Source organism: Psychroserpens luteolus, assembly GCF_021032705.1.
Taxonomy (GTDB): domain Bacteria; phylum Bacteroidota; class Bacteroidia; order Flavobacteriales; family Flavobacteriaceae; genus Psychroserpens; species Psychroserpens luteolus.
Genome location: NZ_JAHVXI010000003.1, coordinates 325,579 through 339,242, shown reverse-complemented (window position 1 = coordinate 339,242; position 13,664 = coordinate 325,579). Strand labels below are relative to the sequence as shown.

The 13,664-nt window shown below is 32.1% G+C and carries 18 protein-coding genes; 13 read left to right on the top strand and 5 right to left on the bottom strand.

Features of this window, described 5'->3' with window-relative positions; genetic code table 11:
- Positions 1 to 3 precede the first annotated feature (3 nt).
- The 4 genes from KWG70_RS10435 to KWG70_RS10420 all read right to left on the bottom strand — a co-directional run bounded on the left by KWG70_RS10435 (position 4) and on the right by KWG70_RS10420 (position 4,246).
- Positions 4 to 390 (bottom strand): hypothetical protein, encoded by a 387-nt coding sequence (locus KWG70_RS10435; protein ID WP_230935964.1) that lies wholly within the window; start codon positions 388 to 390, stop codon positions 4 to 6.
- Positions 383 to 1,243: a universal stress protein gene (locus KWG70_RS10430; protein ID WP_230935963.1), complete on the bottom strand. Its 861-nt coding sequence runs from the start codon at positions 1,241 to 1,243 to the stop codon at positions 383 to 385. Before KWG70_RS10430 ends, KWG70_RS10435 begins: the two co-directional genes overlap by 8 nt.
- A gap of 70 nt (positions 1,244 to 1,313) precedes the next feature.
- Complete coding sequence (locus KWG70_RS10425) at positions 1,314 to 2,369, bottom strand: response regulator (RefSeq protein ID WP_230935962.1); 1,056 nt, start codon at positions 2,367 to 2,369, stop codon at positions 1,314 to 1,316.
- Positions 2,366 to 4,246, bottom strand: coding sequence for a sensor histidine kinase (locus KWG70_RS10420; RefSeq protein ID WP_230935961.1), 1,881 nt, complete (start codon positions 4,244 to 4,246; stop codon positions 2,366 to 2,368). Before KWG70_RS10420 ends, KWG70_RS10425 begins: the two co-directional genes overlap by 4 nt.
- A 133-nt stretch (positions 4,247 to 4,379) precedes the next feature.
- Between KWG70_RS10420 and KWG70_RS10415 the strand changes: the two genes are divergently transcribed.
- The 6 genes from KWG70_RS10415 (at position 4,380) to KWG70_RS10390 (ending at position 9,607) form a co-directional block, all read left to right on the top strand.
- Positions 4,380 to 4,769: a hypothetical protein gene (locus tag KWG70_RS10415; RefSeq protein WP_230935960.1), complete on the top strand. Its 390-nt coding sequence runs from the start codon at positions 4,380 to 4,382 to the stop codon at positions 4,767 to 4,769.
- 99 nt (positions 4,770 to 4,868) lie between these two features.
- Entirely contained in the window at positions 4,869 to 5,477 is a 609-nt protein-coding gene (locus KWG70_RS10410) for a WG repeat-containing protein (RefSeq protein ID WP_230935959.1), read from the top strand.
- A 24-nt stretch (positions 5,478 to 5,501) separates the two neighbouring features.
- Positions 5,502 to 6,587: a site-2 protease family protein gene (locus KWG70_RS10405; protein WP_230935958.1), complete on the top strand. Its 1,086-nt coding sequence runs from the start codon at positions 5,502 to 5,504 to the stop codon at positions 6,585 to 6,587.
- A gap of 2 nt (positions 6,588 to 6,589) precedes the next feature.
- Positions 6,590 to 7,669, top strand: coding sequence for an efflux RND transporter periplasmic adaptor subunit (locus tag KWG70_RS10400; protein WP_230935957.1), 1,080 nt, complete (start codon positions 6,590 to 6,592; stop codon positions 7,667 to 7,669).
- Positions 7,669 to 8,931: an ABC transporter permease gene (locus KWG70_RS10395; protein ID WP_230935956.1), complete on the top strand. Its 1,263-nt coding sequence runs from the start codon at positions 7,669 to 7,671 to the stop codon at positions 8,929 to 8,931. Before KWG70_RS10400 ends, KWG70_RS10395 begins: the two co-directional genes overlap by 1 nt.
- Position 8,932: 1 nt before the next feature.
- A complete protein-coding gene (locus tag KWG70_RS10390; RefSeq protein WP_230936068.1) occupies positions 8,933 to 9,607 on the top strand; it encodes an ABC transporter ATP-binding protein in 675 nt (224 codons plus the stop codon).
- Positions 9,608 to 9,611: 4 nt separating this feature from the next.
- Here KWG70_RS10390 and KWG70_RS10385 read toward each other — a convergent pair whose 3' ends face one another.
- A complete protein-coding gene (locus KWG70_RS10385; RefSeq protein ID WP_230935955.1) occupies positions 9,612 to 9,764 on the bottom strand; it encodes a hypothetical protein in 153 nt (50 codons plus the stop codon).
- A 161-nt stretch (positions 9,765 to 9,925) separates the two neighbouring features.
- Here KWG70_RS10385 and KWG70_RS10380 point away from each other — a divergent pair, with 161 nt between their 5' ends.
- The 7 genes from KWG70_RS10380 to KWG70_RS10350 all read left to right on the top strand — a co-directional run bounded on the left by KWG70_RS10380 (position 9,926) and on the right by KWG70_RS10350 (position 13,660).
- Positions 9,926 to 10,519, top strand: a complete 594-nt coding sequence (locus KWG70_RS10380; protein ID WP_230935954.1) for a CDP-alcohol phosphatidyltransferase family protein — start codon at positions 9,926 to 9,928, stop codon at positions 10,517 to 10,519.
- 105 nt (positions 10,520 to 10,624) lie between these two features.
- Complete coding sequence (locus tag KWG70_RS10375; RefSeq protein WP_230935953.1) at positions 10,625 to 11,137, top strand: hypothetical protein; 513 nt, start codon at positions 10,625 to 10,627, stop codon at positions 11,135 to 11,137.
- A 12-nt stretch (positions 11,138 to 11,149) separates the two neighbouring features.
- Positions 11,150 to 11,611, top strand: coding sequence for a pyridoxamine 5'-phosphate oxidase family protein (locus KWG70_RS10370; RefSeq protein ID WP_230935952.1), 462 nt, complete (start codon positions 11,150 to 11,152; stop codon positions 11,609 to 11,611).
- A gap of 14 nt (positions 11,612 to 11,625) precedes the next feature.
- A complete protein-coding gene (locus tag KWG70_RS10365; protein WP_230935951.1) occupies positions 11,626 to 12,012 on the top strand; it encodes a DUF7670 domain-containing protein in 387 nt (128 codons plus the stop codon).
- A 72-nt stretch (positions 12,013 to 12,084) separates the two neighbouring features.
- Complete coding sequence (locus KWG70_RS10360; protein ID WP_230935950.1) at positions 12,085 to 12,591, top strand: hypothetical protein; 507 nt, start codon at positions 12,085 to 12,087, stop codon at positions 12,589 to 12,591.
- 11 nt (positions 12,592 to 12,602) lie between these two features.
- Positions 12,603 to 12,974: a GerW family sporulation protein gene (locus KWG70_RS10355; protein WP_230935949.1), complete on the top strand. Its 372-nt coding sequence runs from the start codon at positions 12,603 to 12,605 to the stop codon at positions 12,972 to 12,974.
- Positions 12,975 to 13,213: 239 nt separating this feature from the next.
- Positions 13,214 to 13,660 (top strand): hypothetical protein, encoded by a 447-nt coding sequence (locus tag KWG70_RS10350; protein WP_230935948.1) that lies wholly within the window; start codon positions 13,214 to 13,216, stop codon positions 13,658 to 13,660.
- Positions 13,661 to 13,664 lie beyond the last annotated feature (4 nt).

Genomic DNA, 13,664 nt, shown 5'->3' with positions numbered 1-13,664 from the left:
GACTCATATTTGTACGATACTGTAAGCCGTATTAAGTAAAAAGAGCCCTGTAAAAAATAGAAGCATATAAATGACCTGAACAAATTTAATATTAGCTAGTTCCAAAAAGGAAACCGTTGGTTTAGGAAATATAAATAACGCTAATCCTATAATAAGCGAAATCCAACCTATACTTGTAATGATTAGCTTATAACTTAAGTCCCAAATATTATGAAACTGAATGTTTACCAAACCTACTATAATTGCTAAAAATGATGAGATGATAAGAAATTTTTCATCATTTAAATCATTAAATATTTGCTTAATTCGTTTTGGATTAAGACTTAAGATAAAAAAGAATATGAGGAGATACCATCCCCAAAATTTAGCTAAGAAAATTGAATTATCCATAATGCTTGTTTTTTTCATGAAGTACTAAAAATGGCACATCTGTATGATAGCTTATTTGTTCAACCTTTGAATGAAATAGAATTTGTTGAAAGTAATTTAGGTTTTTAGCAACCATACAAATCATATTGATATCTCTGCTTTCTACAAAACATTGAATTGCGCGTTCAATTTTTTTGTCTGTTAAATAATGAAAGCTAAAATCTTGATGATTAAAATAATCTTCGAGTAGTTCTTTGTTTTTTTCTTGATCGTTATTTAGAACAACTTTGTTTTTGTTGATATGTAGTATTCTTAAAGCGGACTTAAATCGTTCTAAAATGTCTGAAATTGGTTGAAGAACATGTAAATTACTGGACAGCGAGAAATCTGTTGGAAATGCAATTTCTTTTGGTATTGTGAACTCTGCATTCTCTGGAATGGCTAGTGTATTGCATTTTACTTTTGTAATCACATCTGCTGTATTGGTTCCTAGAATGATTTTCTCCAGACCTGATGCACCCTTGGTTCCCATTACAATACAATCTATATGCTTTTCATCTACAGTTTTACGAATAGATTCGATAAAAAAATTATACTCTGAAAGTGTATAAAACTTATGCTTTCTATGATTTGTTGTTAATGTTGAAATACGCTTTAATATGTTGCGTAATTTTTGTTTTGTAGGTTTTACATAAATGGTATCAATAGCATCCTGATTTAATATTAATGGCGAATCATTAACTGCAAGGTTGCTGAGTTTATTTACGTGCAACACGTAAAAGTTGCATTCTAAATTTTCAAAAAAACGGACAGCATATTTAATGGCATTCCAAGAGTTTTCCGAGAAATCAGTGGGTAGTAATATATTTTTCATCTGACTACATCTTTACTAAACAAATGTATTAGTAAGATGTCACTTCATAAATGATATTAGTCATGTTTAGTTAACTGATGGATTTTAGCTTTTCTAAATCAACAACTTTAATATTTCGTCCTTCGATGTTTATGATACCCTGTTTTTTAAAGTTCGTTAGCGCTCTAATTAAAGTTTCAGTAGCAACACCAGCAACACTTGCTAAATCGCTTCGCGATATCTTAATAGGATCTTCAGGTTTGCGATTTATTTTTTCTGAAAACTTTATAATAGTGGCTGCAGTTTTTTTATTCACCGAACCATAAGCCATTTCTAATAATTGATTTTTCATTAGCAATAAATCATCAGATAATAACTGCATTAACTCTAAAGCCAATTTATGATTGGTATTTAAGATTTGGTTAAACTCAATAATCGAAATACCTACGAGCTGTACATTTCCAATCGCCATGGCTGTTTCTCTGTGAGGCAAATTATTCGTAAATGAGGTATAGCCAAATAGATCATCTTCTTTATATAATGTTGTGACAAGTTCTTTGCCTTGATCATCTATTTGATGACATTTTACAGACCCTTTGGTGATAAGGAAGATATAATTAGAATGATCACCTTCGCGGTAAATGATCGCATCTTTTTCGAATGTAAATGCAGTACCATGATCATCAAAATAGTTTTTTAGATCGTTGAGTGACCTTAATTCATTTCTATTGGTGTCTTTTATTAAAGTGTTAGTGTTAGCTCTTGCATCTTTTAATATAGATGCTTTTGCTAAGCGACTTTCAATAGCACTAATAAGTTCGTCCTCTGTGAAAGGCTTTGTGATGTAGTCATCTGCTCCCATATTCATGCCTTTTCTTACATCTTTATGTTCAGTTTTGGCAGATAAAAAAATAAACGGAATATATTTCGTCGCGTCATCTTGAGATAGGATTTTAAGCGTTTCATATCCATCAAGCTCAGGCATCATAATATCACAAATGATAATGTCTGGTGAGTGTTCTCTTGCCATATCAATACCAGTCTTGCCATTTGAAGTAGTGATTACTTTATAATGCGAAAGCTCTAAAAGTTCTGCAGTATTTTCCCTTAGAACAACGTCATCTTCAATAAGTAAAATGGTTTTCATTGTTTTACAGTATTAGGTAATGTTATTGTAAATGTAGTACCTTTTTGTTCTTCACTTTCAAAATAAATAGTGCCACCTAAATTTTCTAAATGATGTTTCGCAATGTTTAAGCCTATACCAGTGCCTTGCGTATTAATTACATTTTCTGCTCTAAAATAGCGCTCAAAAATACTTTTCTGATCTGCCTTCGGAATTCCTATTCCGTTGTCTTGGACTTGAATGGTAGTTACGTCTTGATCTTGCTTGATGGCTATGGTTATAACCGAATGCTCTGGAGAATATTTAATGGCATTATTGACTAAATTTGATAGTATAAGTTCGACAATTTTCTCATCTTGATAAAGGGATAAGTCATTCACATTATCTGGATACTTAATAGACTGACCTTCTTTTAAAAGCATATTGGCATTATAAATCACTTCATCTACAACCTTGCTTAATTTAAAATTGCTAAAACTGTATGTTAGTTTTCCTGTTTCTAATTTTTCTAGAGATAGAAAATCATTTAAAATATTATTTAAGTAATGTACTTTGTCTGAGATCGTTTTAATATGTTTATCTCTTCGATTTTGTTCTTCGGTTAATTGATATTTACTCAACAGAACAGTTGAAGTTAAAATACCGCTTAGAGGTGTTTTGAATTCATGTGAAACTAAAGATAAGAATCTGGTTTTTAGTTCATTGAGTTCTTTTTCTTTTGATAAAGCTGCTTTAAGTTGTTCTGTTCGTTCCTCTACTGTATTCTCAAGTTTTTCAGTGTAATTTTTACGCTCGGTGATGTCTAGAATGATAGCAACGAAAACTTCGTTGTCACCTAAACTTGAAAGTTGCAAATGTACTTCAACGGGATAGGTTGTGCCATCTTTTCTTTGGTGTATGGCTTCAAATTCTATTTTTTCAACATTCTTTTTTAATAAAATATCAGTGTTTTTTCTAAATGTAATTTCATCTTCTTGAGTTTTTAGATCTAAAGGTGTCATTTGCTTTAGTTCTTCAATAGTATAGCCGCTATTTTTTTGTCCGCCATAATTGACATTTACAAATTTTAAGGTGTGGGCATCAAAAACATATATTTCATTGAGAGATTCATCGAAAATAGTTGACAGATGATTACGTTCGGCTTCCGCTTTTCTGCGCTGTGTTACATCATTCTGAATCCCAATAAAATGTGTTATCGTTCCTTTTGCATTTGTTATTGGCATAGTGTACAGGTCATTCCAAAATAATGTCCCATCCTTTTTGTAATTGCGCAATGTGACTTGACAACTTTCACCTTTTTTTATTGCAGTTCTCAATGTTTTAAGTGGTAATTGGTCTGTGTCCTTACCTTGTAAAAACCTACAGTTGTGATGTAATATTTCTTTGCTTGAATATCCAGTTAGGTTTTGAAATGCCGAATTAAAATAAATAATTGGGTTGTCAGGTTTTAAGGCATCAGTAATAATAATACCATTACTTGCAGATTGTAGAGCCTTACTCTTTAACATAAGATCTTTTTGAGTTTCTTTTATTTCTGAAACATCCTTGATCAATGCCATGACATAGGTTTTGTTATAAATTGTAAAGGGGTTAAGTTCTACCTCAAGCGCAATAATATCTCCGCTCTTTTTTACACCGAAAATATCTGAGGCTTCTCCCATACGTCTCCGCTTTCCTTTCTTGACAAATTTTTCAATATGCTTGGCATGGCTCTGATGATAATTTGAAGGCAATAAAGTGTTCAACTCTCGTTGAATGAGTTCCCCTTTTTCATAGCCAAATATAGATTCAGCAGTTGAATTAATTTCCATAATGTGCTGATTATTGTCAATAATAATAACACCTTCAGAAATTGCCTGGAACAGTATATTAAATATCTCTTGATCTTGCTGGAACATAGTTTTTAAGAAAAGAATACTACCATTTTAAAAGTACGAAAAAAAGGTATTTAAATCGATTAATAACTGATTTATATCATATGTGTTACCCATTAAAGCATTTATATTTAAGAATCATCAATTTAATTAAATCATGAGCGAAAAAGTAGATGCTAAATTTTGTCAACATTTGGGTAAATTGTTTTATGCTATTGCAGCTGTAGACAAAAATGTAAGACCTGAAGAATTCAATAAACTTAAAGAAGTTTTGGATAATGAATGGACCTTTTTAGATGATGCTTCCATTTGCTCAAAGGCAACTATCATAGATACATTTGAGTGGTTGCATTTAGATAACGAATATAACGCTGAAGTTTGTTACAACAACTTTATGTTGTTTAAACGAAACAACGAAGCCTTATTTAGTTCAAAAATGAAATCTCTTATTTTACAAACGGCTAGTAAGATAGCGACAAGTTTTTCTGGTCAGAATAAGTCAGAGCTTATGATGCTAGCCAAGCTTAGTATTGAATTTAAAAAGTAGTTGACATCTACTACACAATTGTATGAGTCTGACCAATATCATTTTATAGCAATGTGTTCCATGCTAATTTTGCAGTACTAATTTAAAAATGTTGACATCATGAAAACGTTCACACTCTTCTTTTTAATCGTAATAGCGATACCATTTTCTGGATTCACACAAGCAATAGACAACCTTAATTATATTTCACCATTTCATGAAGGCTTTGCAGCTATAGAGAAAGATGGTAAGTGGGCATTTATTAATGAAAAAGGGACTATTGTTGTCGATTTTAGAACTGATTTGGTTGCAACAACCAATAAAAAAGGGAGCTATCCCATATTTACAGAAAAAAGATGTTTGATTAAGACTGTAAAAGATGGTATTTCTTATTTTGGTTATATCGATACTTCGGGAAACACCATAGTCGAGCCACAATATTTAAATGCTATTAATTTTTATAATGGTCAGGCCATTGTTTTAAAACTCATTACTGAAACAGTTGGGCGAAATGTGGCGTTGGGTAAAAATGTGGTGTATTATAAATATTATGAAGTTATCATAGATGTAGACGGAGTGGTTAAAACATACCTTACTAAAAAACCAGTTAATGTTGTTTTGGACAAAAAATTCTTAAAAAAACCGCCTCCAATCACTACCAAACGAATAGCTGATGAGCTTTATGCCGTAAAGAAAAAGAACAAATGGACCATTATCACAAGCAATTAGTAATACTAAAACTATTGGTGAAAAATGAATGCGAACTTAAATTTGGGAAGCATTTTTGGAATTAAAATTAAAATTCATTGGACATTTTTCTTTTTAATTGCTTGGATAGTTTTTGATGAATTAAAAAGAGGAGGGAACACCCAAAGTGTTTTGTTCAATATTGCTTTTATAATAGCAGTTTTTATATGTGTTGTGTTACACGAGTTAGGTCACGCGTTAACCGCGAAACGTTTTGGAATTAGTACTAAAAAGATAACATTACTTCCAATTGGAGGAATGGCAAGTTTAGACAAGATTCCAGAATCTCCAAAGCAAGAATTTCTAGTTGTGATTGCTGGCCCTTCAGTAAATGTGGTAATAGCATTGATACTGTATTTTATAATTCCAGTTAAAGACTATATACATTTCAACTTTACAGAAACCTTTGAGGCCTTAATGAGCTTCACGTTACAAAATTTTCTTTTCTATTTATTTATCGTAAACGTAGGTTTGATTTTGTTTAATAGTATTCCAGCATTTCCTATGGATGGAGGTCGTATTTTAAGAGCAATATTGGCTCTAAAAATGGATCGTGTTAAAGCCACTCAAATAGCTGCTACCATAGGACAATTTATTGCAGGTGTTTTTTTATTGGTCGGACTATTATATAATCCATTTCTTGTTTTTATTGCCTTGTTTATTTTTTTGGGAGCCTATGGTGAAAACCGAATGGTACAACACTTAGATTTAATTAAAGGTCATACTGTTGAGGAAGCAATGATGATCAATATAACACTATTCAATCCTAAAGATTCAATAGATCTTGTGGTTAATAAAATAATTTCTGGAACTGAAAATAACTTTGTTGTAGTTGATGGAGACACTGTGAAAGGCATATTGTATCATAAGGACATCGTAGAAAACTCCAATAAGACCATTTTGGTAGAATCGGTTATGGATACATCCTTTAAAACTGTTGAAAATACTGATAGCCTTAAACAAATATATCATCTTATTTACACAGAGAAACAACGTTTCCTTCCAGTGGTTAAAAATGGTCGCTTAGTTGGTGCTATCGATGCCGTTAACCTTAATGAATATATATTATTACAATCTAAATTAGTGTATTAGTTATGAAAAAATGGAGTTACATATGTGTTTTATTTATCTTTTTTTCTTGTTCTAATACACAAGAAAAAATTCTACCTGAAGAAAAATCACTAACGGAGTCTGTGTATTCTTCAGTAACCATTCAGCCAGATAGTCTTTATCAAGTATATGCAATTGTATCAGGACTGTTAGATGCTAATCTAGTCGAAGAAGGTGATTTAGTTTTCAAAAATGACCCTTTATTTCAAATCATAAATAGCACACCTAAATTAAATACCCAAAATGCCAAGTTGGCCTTAGATCTAGCTAGAGAGAATTACAACGGTAGAGCAGCTATTTTAAGCGGTATTCAGGATGAAATTGAGGCCGCCAAACTCAAACGTGTAAATGATTCTATTAATTATTTTAGACAAAAAAACCTGTGGAGTCAAAACATAGGATCTAAAAACCAATACGATTCTAAAAAACTTAACTATGAATTAGCGTCTAATCAATTACGACTTCTACAAAGCAAATATAATAGGACTAAAAACGAACTTAAAACTGCTGTAAATCAAGCAGAAAACAACTATCAAACAGCATCTATAGCTTCAAAGGATTTTACTGTTGAAAGTAAAATAAATGGTAAAATCTATGCTATTTATAAAGAACCTGGTGAAATTGTTACAAGCATGGAACCAATCGCAAGCATAGGAAGTGCCAAAAGATTCATAATTGAATTATTGGTAGATGAAGTTGATATTGTATCCATACACAAAGGTCAGGACGTTTTAATTAGTCTAGATGCCTATAATGGCAACATATTTAATGGAGAAATCACAAAGATTTACCCTAAGAAAGATGAACGCAATCAAACCTTTATCGTTGAAGCTCAATTTATTGAGGCTCCTAAAGTTTTGTATCCAGGATTGTCTGGAGAAGCTAATATTGTAATAGGGCGAAAAGATCAGGTACTTACTATACCAAAGGCCTATTTGATTGATAACAATAAAGTAAAAACAGAAAATGGTTTGGTGACCATTACAATAGGCTTAGAAAACATGGAGTATGTAGAAGTACTTTCTGGACTGAGTAAAGATACATTCATTTATAAACCAGACTAATGATTAACTGGAAGGTCATACTAAACATTGCTAAAACACATTTGCTTACCAAAATTAAGCAAACATCAACGGCAGCTCTAGGCGTGACCTTTGGTATTGGTTCTTATATCACATTGGTTTGTTTTATGACAGGACTAAATATGATGTTGGATGATTTGATCTTAAATCAAACGCCACATGTTCACATCTATAATGAAATAGAACCTTCTAAAAAGCAGCCGATTTCACTTTATGACGATGTTAAGAGTAGTTTTAATGTAGTGCATTCAATCAAGCCAAAATTAAGTCAGAAAAAAATACATAATGCGTTACCAATTATTAGTTATTTGGAAAAGGATGTAAATGTTCGAGGCGCTCTTCCACAGATAAAAACACAAATTTTTTATATCGCAGGATCCATTGAGATAGGCGGAAACCTCACAGGTATAAATCCTATTGATGAAGCGAGGCTTTTTAATATGGAAGATTATATAGTTGAAGGTTCGGCTGAAGCTTTGCACAATTCAGATAATGGCATTTTACTTGGCATAGGTATTGCCAAAAAGATGTCATTAAACGTTGGAGATCGTATTCAGATTAGTCCGATTAATGGCGGTATTTTTTCTTTAAAAATTGTCGGCTTCTACCAAAGTGGTATTGCAGATCTTGATGCTATTCAAAGCTTTACAAATATAAAAACAGTACAGCGTGTTTTAGGTGAAGCTAAAAACTACATTACAGATATCAATGTCAAATTGTATGATATTGATCAAGCGATTCCACTCTCAAAAAAAATAGAGCAACAGTTTAAACTCAAAGCCATAGATATCAAGACTGCCAACGCTCAATTTGAAACAGGAACGACTATACGAAACCTTATCACATATGCAGTGTCTGTAACACTGTTGATAGTTGCAGGATTTGGTATTTATAACATATTAAATATGCTTATTTATGAAAAGATGAATGATATTGCCATATTAAAAGCCACAGGATTTTCGGGTAAAGATGTTCAACTTATTTTTATGAGTCAAGCAATGATTATTGGTTTTGTTGGAGGTGTATTAGGTTTGCTTATAGGTTTTGGATTGGCGAGTTTGATTGGTACAATTCCATTTCAAACAGAAGCATTACCAACAGTGGCGACCTATCCTATAAATATGAATCCATTATTTTTTGTTATCGGTTTTTCATTTGCCATGCTTTCAACATTTCTTGCAGGTTATTTGCCTTCAAAAAAAGCAAAGAAGATTGATCCAGTTAGAATTATTAGAGGCCAATAAGATGAGTGTCGTATTAGAAGCAAAACATATCAACAAATACTTCAAGAAGCCGGTATTATTTCATGTGCTAAAGGATATCAATTTTCAAATAAGGCAAGGTGAGTTTACTTCAATTATGGGTAAGTCTGGTTGCGGAAAATCTACATTGCTCTATATTCTTTCTACCATGGATACTGATTATGAGGGCGAACTGTTTTTAAATCAGAAATTGGTAACCAATGAAACAAGAGAGTACCTATCATATTTACGCAACAAGCATATAGGTTTTGTATTTCAGTTTCATTATTTACTATCTGAATTTTCAGTATTGGAAAATGTGATGCTGCCTGCTAAAAAATTGGGAGAAAAAACGCTACAGGAAATAGAGCATGATGCCATGAATAAACTAAAGATTCTAAATATAGATCATTTGGCAAAAAAACGAGCATCTCGTGTTTCTGGTGGAGAAAAACAGCGCGTTGCTATTGCGAGAGCGCTTATAAACAACCCATCGATTATCATGGGAGATGAACCTACAGGAAACCTAGACAGCTATAATTCTGAAAATGTATTTAATATTTTTAAACAGTTGAGTGAGGAGCAAGGTTTATCGCTTCTCGTGGTGACCCATGACGAAGATTTTGCCAATAAAACAGATAGAATCATTCAAATGGGTGACGGCAAAATTATTAGCTAGAGTATTATTTTACAGTGCCAATTTTTAGTAACATGCCAACAATTAAAAAAATGACACCTAGTGGCCAAACTCCGGTATTTGGATATATACCAAGTCCAACAATAATCCAAATTAATCCTAAGGTGAGAAAAATAACCCAAATATTTTGTTTTTTCATTGGTGTAGATTTTATGATTGCTTTAAAATTAAATGATAAGAGTCGTATGTAAAATGATCAATGTCATTTCTAAATTTTTAATTTTCAATTACTTTTCAACTCTAAAGTGTCATTAACAATGATACTACTTTTTGAAGTTAGATTATCCTCAATACGTTACTATGCTAACATTTAAAAATTATAATATTGCCGATTGGTTTTCATTTTATAGAATCGCAGCAGCACCTTTCATATTAGGCTTTATTTGGTTTGATCAACAGTTAATATGTGCGATTTTATTAGCCGTTAGTTATGTAACAGATGCTATTGACGGATTCCTAGCCAGGAAGCTTAAGATTACGAGCCCTAGAGGATCACAATTAGATTCATTTGGCGATCAAATTACGCTAATCGTTGGGTTGATTGCCTTATTTTATTTTGAGAAAGAATTCATTATAAAGAATGTTTTAATAATCGCTATTGCCTTCGTCCCATATATCATACAAATGTTGATTGCGTATTTTAAATATGGTAAAGCCACAGCTTTTCATACCTATTTGGCAAAGCTTTCAGCGGTCATGCAAAGTGCATTTATTTTATATGCACTGTTCTTTGATTCAAATTATATCCTTTTTTATATCATGATAGGTATAGGGTTGCTAGAAACCTTTGAAGAGATTACACTTATTTTTATGTATCCGCATTGGGCATCTGATGTTAAAGGAATTTATTGGGCTTACAGAGATAAGCGACGCTTAAAGAAAACCAACTTGTAAACCCATTTGGCATTTGAGGTGTTTTCTAATTCTCATCAACTGATTTTTATCATAGTAAAACAATGCTGAATGGAGTAATTTAATCCTCAGTAAATACTTATATCTATGTCTCGAACTAAAAAGATACTGGTTCTAGTAGGAACTATAATTGGGTTGTTATTTTTAATTTCAATTTGGTATCAACAAACGTATGCTATGGATGTAGCAGAGAGTTTCGAAGTAAATTCTCCTGAATACAGTCAGAAACTACTTATTGCCACCCAAGGAAGTGAATTTAAAGGCAAACTCACTACGACTATAATTGATCACTTTAAAGAGGATTCTATATATATCAAAGTAGTAGATATTTCCGAGTTGAAAGCTATTGAGCCAACAAGCTATAGTGCCTTAGTACTTATACATACATGGGAAAACTGGAAACCACCTAAGTCAATCGAAACTTTTGTAGAGCGAACTAAACCATACAGTGAAAGAATAGTAGTTATTACAACATCTGGAGAAGGATCTCGTAAAATGGATGATGTCGATGCTATTACTGGCGAATCAAAGCCAGAAAATAGTCTGGTTATGGTTAAACAAGCGCTTAGTAAATTAGAAATAATACTTAAGAGTCATTAAAAACTTTAAATCATGATAAGACATCTAAACGACAATGAGTGTATTCGTATTTTGGCCAATAACTACATAGGTCATTTGGCATATATCTATAATGGTAAACCTTTTATCGCACCAATAACCTATTTCTATGATAAAAATAGCAATGCTATAATAGGATACTCTGCTGAAGGACATAAAGTAAAAGCTATGCGAAAGCATACTGCTGTTTCTATGGGAGTTTCTGAAATAGATTCTGTGAATACTTGGGATTCTATCCTGGTTCATGGGCATTACCAAGAATTATCTGGAAGTGAAGCCAAAGCACATTTACATGATTTTTCACTTGGTGTGAAAGACTTAATTGTTAGAAAAGAGCACAGAAAACTTGATTTTATAAGTCAGTTTTCTAGTCAGATATATAAAGATGATTTTCCTATTATTTTTTTAATAAAGATTGATGAAATCACGGGGAAAATGAGAAGACATAAAGATTAAAATTGAAACCCAACATGAGTACTAATAACATAAATAAAACAGCAACAATTTTGAGGTATACAGCGCGTTATTGCCTGTTGCTAATTGCTAGTTTGTTGCTGGCTTTTTCCATATTGTCTGGTTCTACAGATTATGGAGGAGGAATTGAAGGTGTTTTAAGAAATAGCCCAAATGGATTGCCTTGGATTGTACTCATTATATTGGTTTTTGTAGCCAGTAAAAGAGAACTTTTTGGCGGTATATTAATTATCATTTCTGGTTTATGGCTGGTCTATTTTTTTAATTTCAGAGGTCCTAATTTTTGGTGGATTATTTTGGGATTAACGTCACTAATACCGCTCTTGGGATCGCTTTTTGTTATAAGCTGGTATCTTAGGAGTCCACGAAAAAAATATAGATAATAGCTATTCTAAACTGATTAATATCATTGTGTTAGACCTTTAATTGATCGTACTTTACAGTAAAATCAAGATATGGTATTCTACATACTTTTGATCATACTTTTACTAACAATCATTTATTTGTTATTGGTTCCGATTGTCTTTTATATTGATACTTCGACCAACCAATATTTTATAAAAATAAAAGGTTTACTAAAGGCAAGTATTGAGCCCGATGAAGCTGAAATTTTTAAAATTCATCTCAAGGTGTTCTTCTTTAATTTTTTTGTTTACCCACTCCAGAAAAAAAAGCGGTCAAAGACTAAAGCGGTTAAAAAGAACATTAGTAAAAAAAGAGGAGATAAACGTATCCCATTCAAAAAAGTAATTAGAGTATTAAAATCGTTTAAGATCAAACAGTTTCAGTTAGATATTGATACTGGAGATTGTATTTCGAATTCGAAATTATATCCAATTTTTGCATTTCTAAATTTTTATAGAGGTCATCATTTAGGTGTTAATTTTGAAGGAAGAAATAAAATGTTACTCTATGTTGAGAATAGACCAATTCGTATGATAAGATCATTTATTAACATTTAAAACTTAACATCATGGAATTACATTTTGAAGAATTATTAGGAAAAATTACTGACTTTATAAAGTCTGAAGCCAAAACTGAAACAGTAGTTGGTGACCAATTTGAATTAGGACAGTTTAAATGTGTCCCAGTCATTAAAGTTGGTATGGGATTTGGCTCAGGAGGAGGCGAAGGCGTTGAAGGAAAAGGCAATAAGCGAGGTGAAGGTATGGGAGCAGGAGCAGGAGTAGGTATTGAGCCTATTGGTTTCTTAGTGAGTAAAGAAGACGAAATCTCATTTATAGAAGCTGGTAAAGCACATGGTTTGGCCGCTGCTTTTGAAAAAGTACCAGATATGATTGAGAAAATTTCAGCAAATAAAAGAGCTGCAGAACCACAAGAATAGTGGATAAATAGCTAAGTGATAAGCTGAGCATTTCTTCTGAGATGTTCAGCTTTTCTTTATCCAGATCTTGAAACTGATTAATATCATTTTAGTTTGGCTTGTATGATGGTAAATTAGAGAGATTATATATGTGCTATTATGAAAATTTACTTTAAACTGCTGTGCGCTGTATTGCTTTTAATACTCTCTACTTTTCTATGTATCTAAAGTTAGGCATTGTCATATAAACCAATAATAAAGTGAAGAGATTTTTATATTTTTTGTTAATATTTCTCGGAATCGGAGCCATTTATGGAGGAAGTCTGTTAGTTGTTTCGCCAAGCGGAGAAGCATTGGGATTGCCATTATCATTATTAGAAACCTCTCCTTTTAGTAATTTTTTAATTCCAGGAATTATTCTGCTACTCTTACTTGGTATAGCGCCTTTATTGCTCGTCATTGCTCTAGTAAAAAAACCGTCATCGCGATTTGCTCAATGGTGTAATTGTTTTAAAGATATGCATTGGTCATGGTCTTTTACTATCTATTTGGCCTTTGCGTTGATGATTTGGATTCAAGTTCAAGAGGTACTTATAAACAGTGTATATTGGTTACATACGCTTTACATGCTTTGGGCAATGCTTATTCTTTTCGTAGCTATACACCCAACGATTAGACATAATTATAATGACATGTTTAAATTCTAATTGA

Coding starts and splice junctions, on each gene's coding strand:
- KWG70_RS10435 (WP_230935964.1), bottom strand. CDS start 390: ATGGATAATTCAATTTTCTTAGCTAAATTTTGGGGATGGTATCTCCTC.
- KWG70_RS10430 (WP_230935963.1), bottom strand. CDS start 1,243: ATGAAAAATATATTACTACCCACTGATTTCTCGGAAAACTCTTGGAAT.
- KWG70_RS10425 (WP_230935962.1), bottom strand. CDS start 2,369: ATGAAAACCATTTTACTTATTGAAGATGACGTTGTTCTAAGGGAAAAT.
- KWG70_RS10420 (WP_230935961.1), bottom strand. CDS start 4,246: ATGTTCCAGCAAGATCAAGAGATATTTAATATACTGTTCCAGGCAATT.
- KWG70_RS10415 (WP_230935960.1), top strand. CDS start 4,380: ATGAGCGAAAAAGTAGATGCTAAATTTTGTCAACATTTGGGTAAATTG.
- KWG70_RS10410 (WP_230935959.1), top strand. CDS start 4,869: ATGAAAACGTTCACACTCTTCTTTTTAATCGTAATAGCGATACCATTT.
- KWG70_RS10405 (WP_230935958.1), top strand. CDS start 5,502: ATGAATGCGAACTTAAATTTGGGAAGCATTTTTGGAATTAAAATTAAA.
- KWG70_RS10400 (WP_230935957.1), top strand. CDS start 6,590: ATGAAAAAATGGAGTTACATATGTGTTTTATTTATCTTTTTTTCTTGT.
- KWG70_RS10395 (WP_230935956.1), top strand. CDS start 7,669: ATGATTAACTGGAAGGTCATACTAAACATTGCTAAAACACATTTGCTT.
- KWG70_RS10390 (WP_230936068.1), top strand. CDS start 8,933: ATGAGTGTCGTATTAGAAGCAAAACATATCAACAAATACTTCAAGAAG.
- KWG70_RS10385 (WP_230935955.1), bottom strand. CDS start 9,764: ATGAAAAAACAAAATATTTGGGTTATTTTTCTCACCTTAGGATTAATT.
- KWG70_RS10380 (WP_230935954.1), top strand. CDS start 9,926: ATGCTAACATTTAAAAATTATAATATTGCCGATTGGTTTTCATTTTAT.
- KWG70_RS10375 (WP_230935953.1), top strand. CDS start 10,625: ATGTCTCGAACTAAAAAGATACTGGTTCTAGTAGGAACTATAATTGGG.
- KWG70_RS10370 (WP_230935952.1), top strand. CDS start 11,150: ATGATAAGACATCTAAACGACAATGAGTGTATTCGTATTTTGGCCAAT.
- KWG70_RS10365 (WP_230935951.1), top strand. CDS start 11,626: ATGAGTACTAATAACATAAATAAAACAGCAACAATTTTGAGGTATACA.
- KWG70_RS10360 (WP_230935950.1), top strand. CDS start 12,085: ATGGTATTCTACATACTTTTGATCATACTTTTACTAACAATCATTTAT.
- KWG70_RS10355 (WP_230935949.1), top strand. CDS start 12,603: ATGGAATTACATTTTGAAGAATTATTAGGAAAAATTACTGACTTTATA.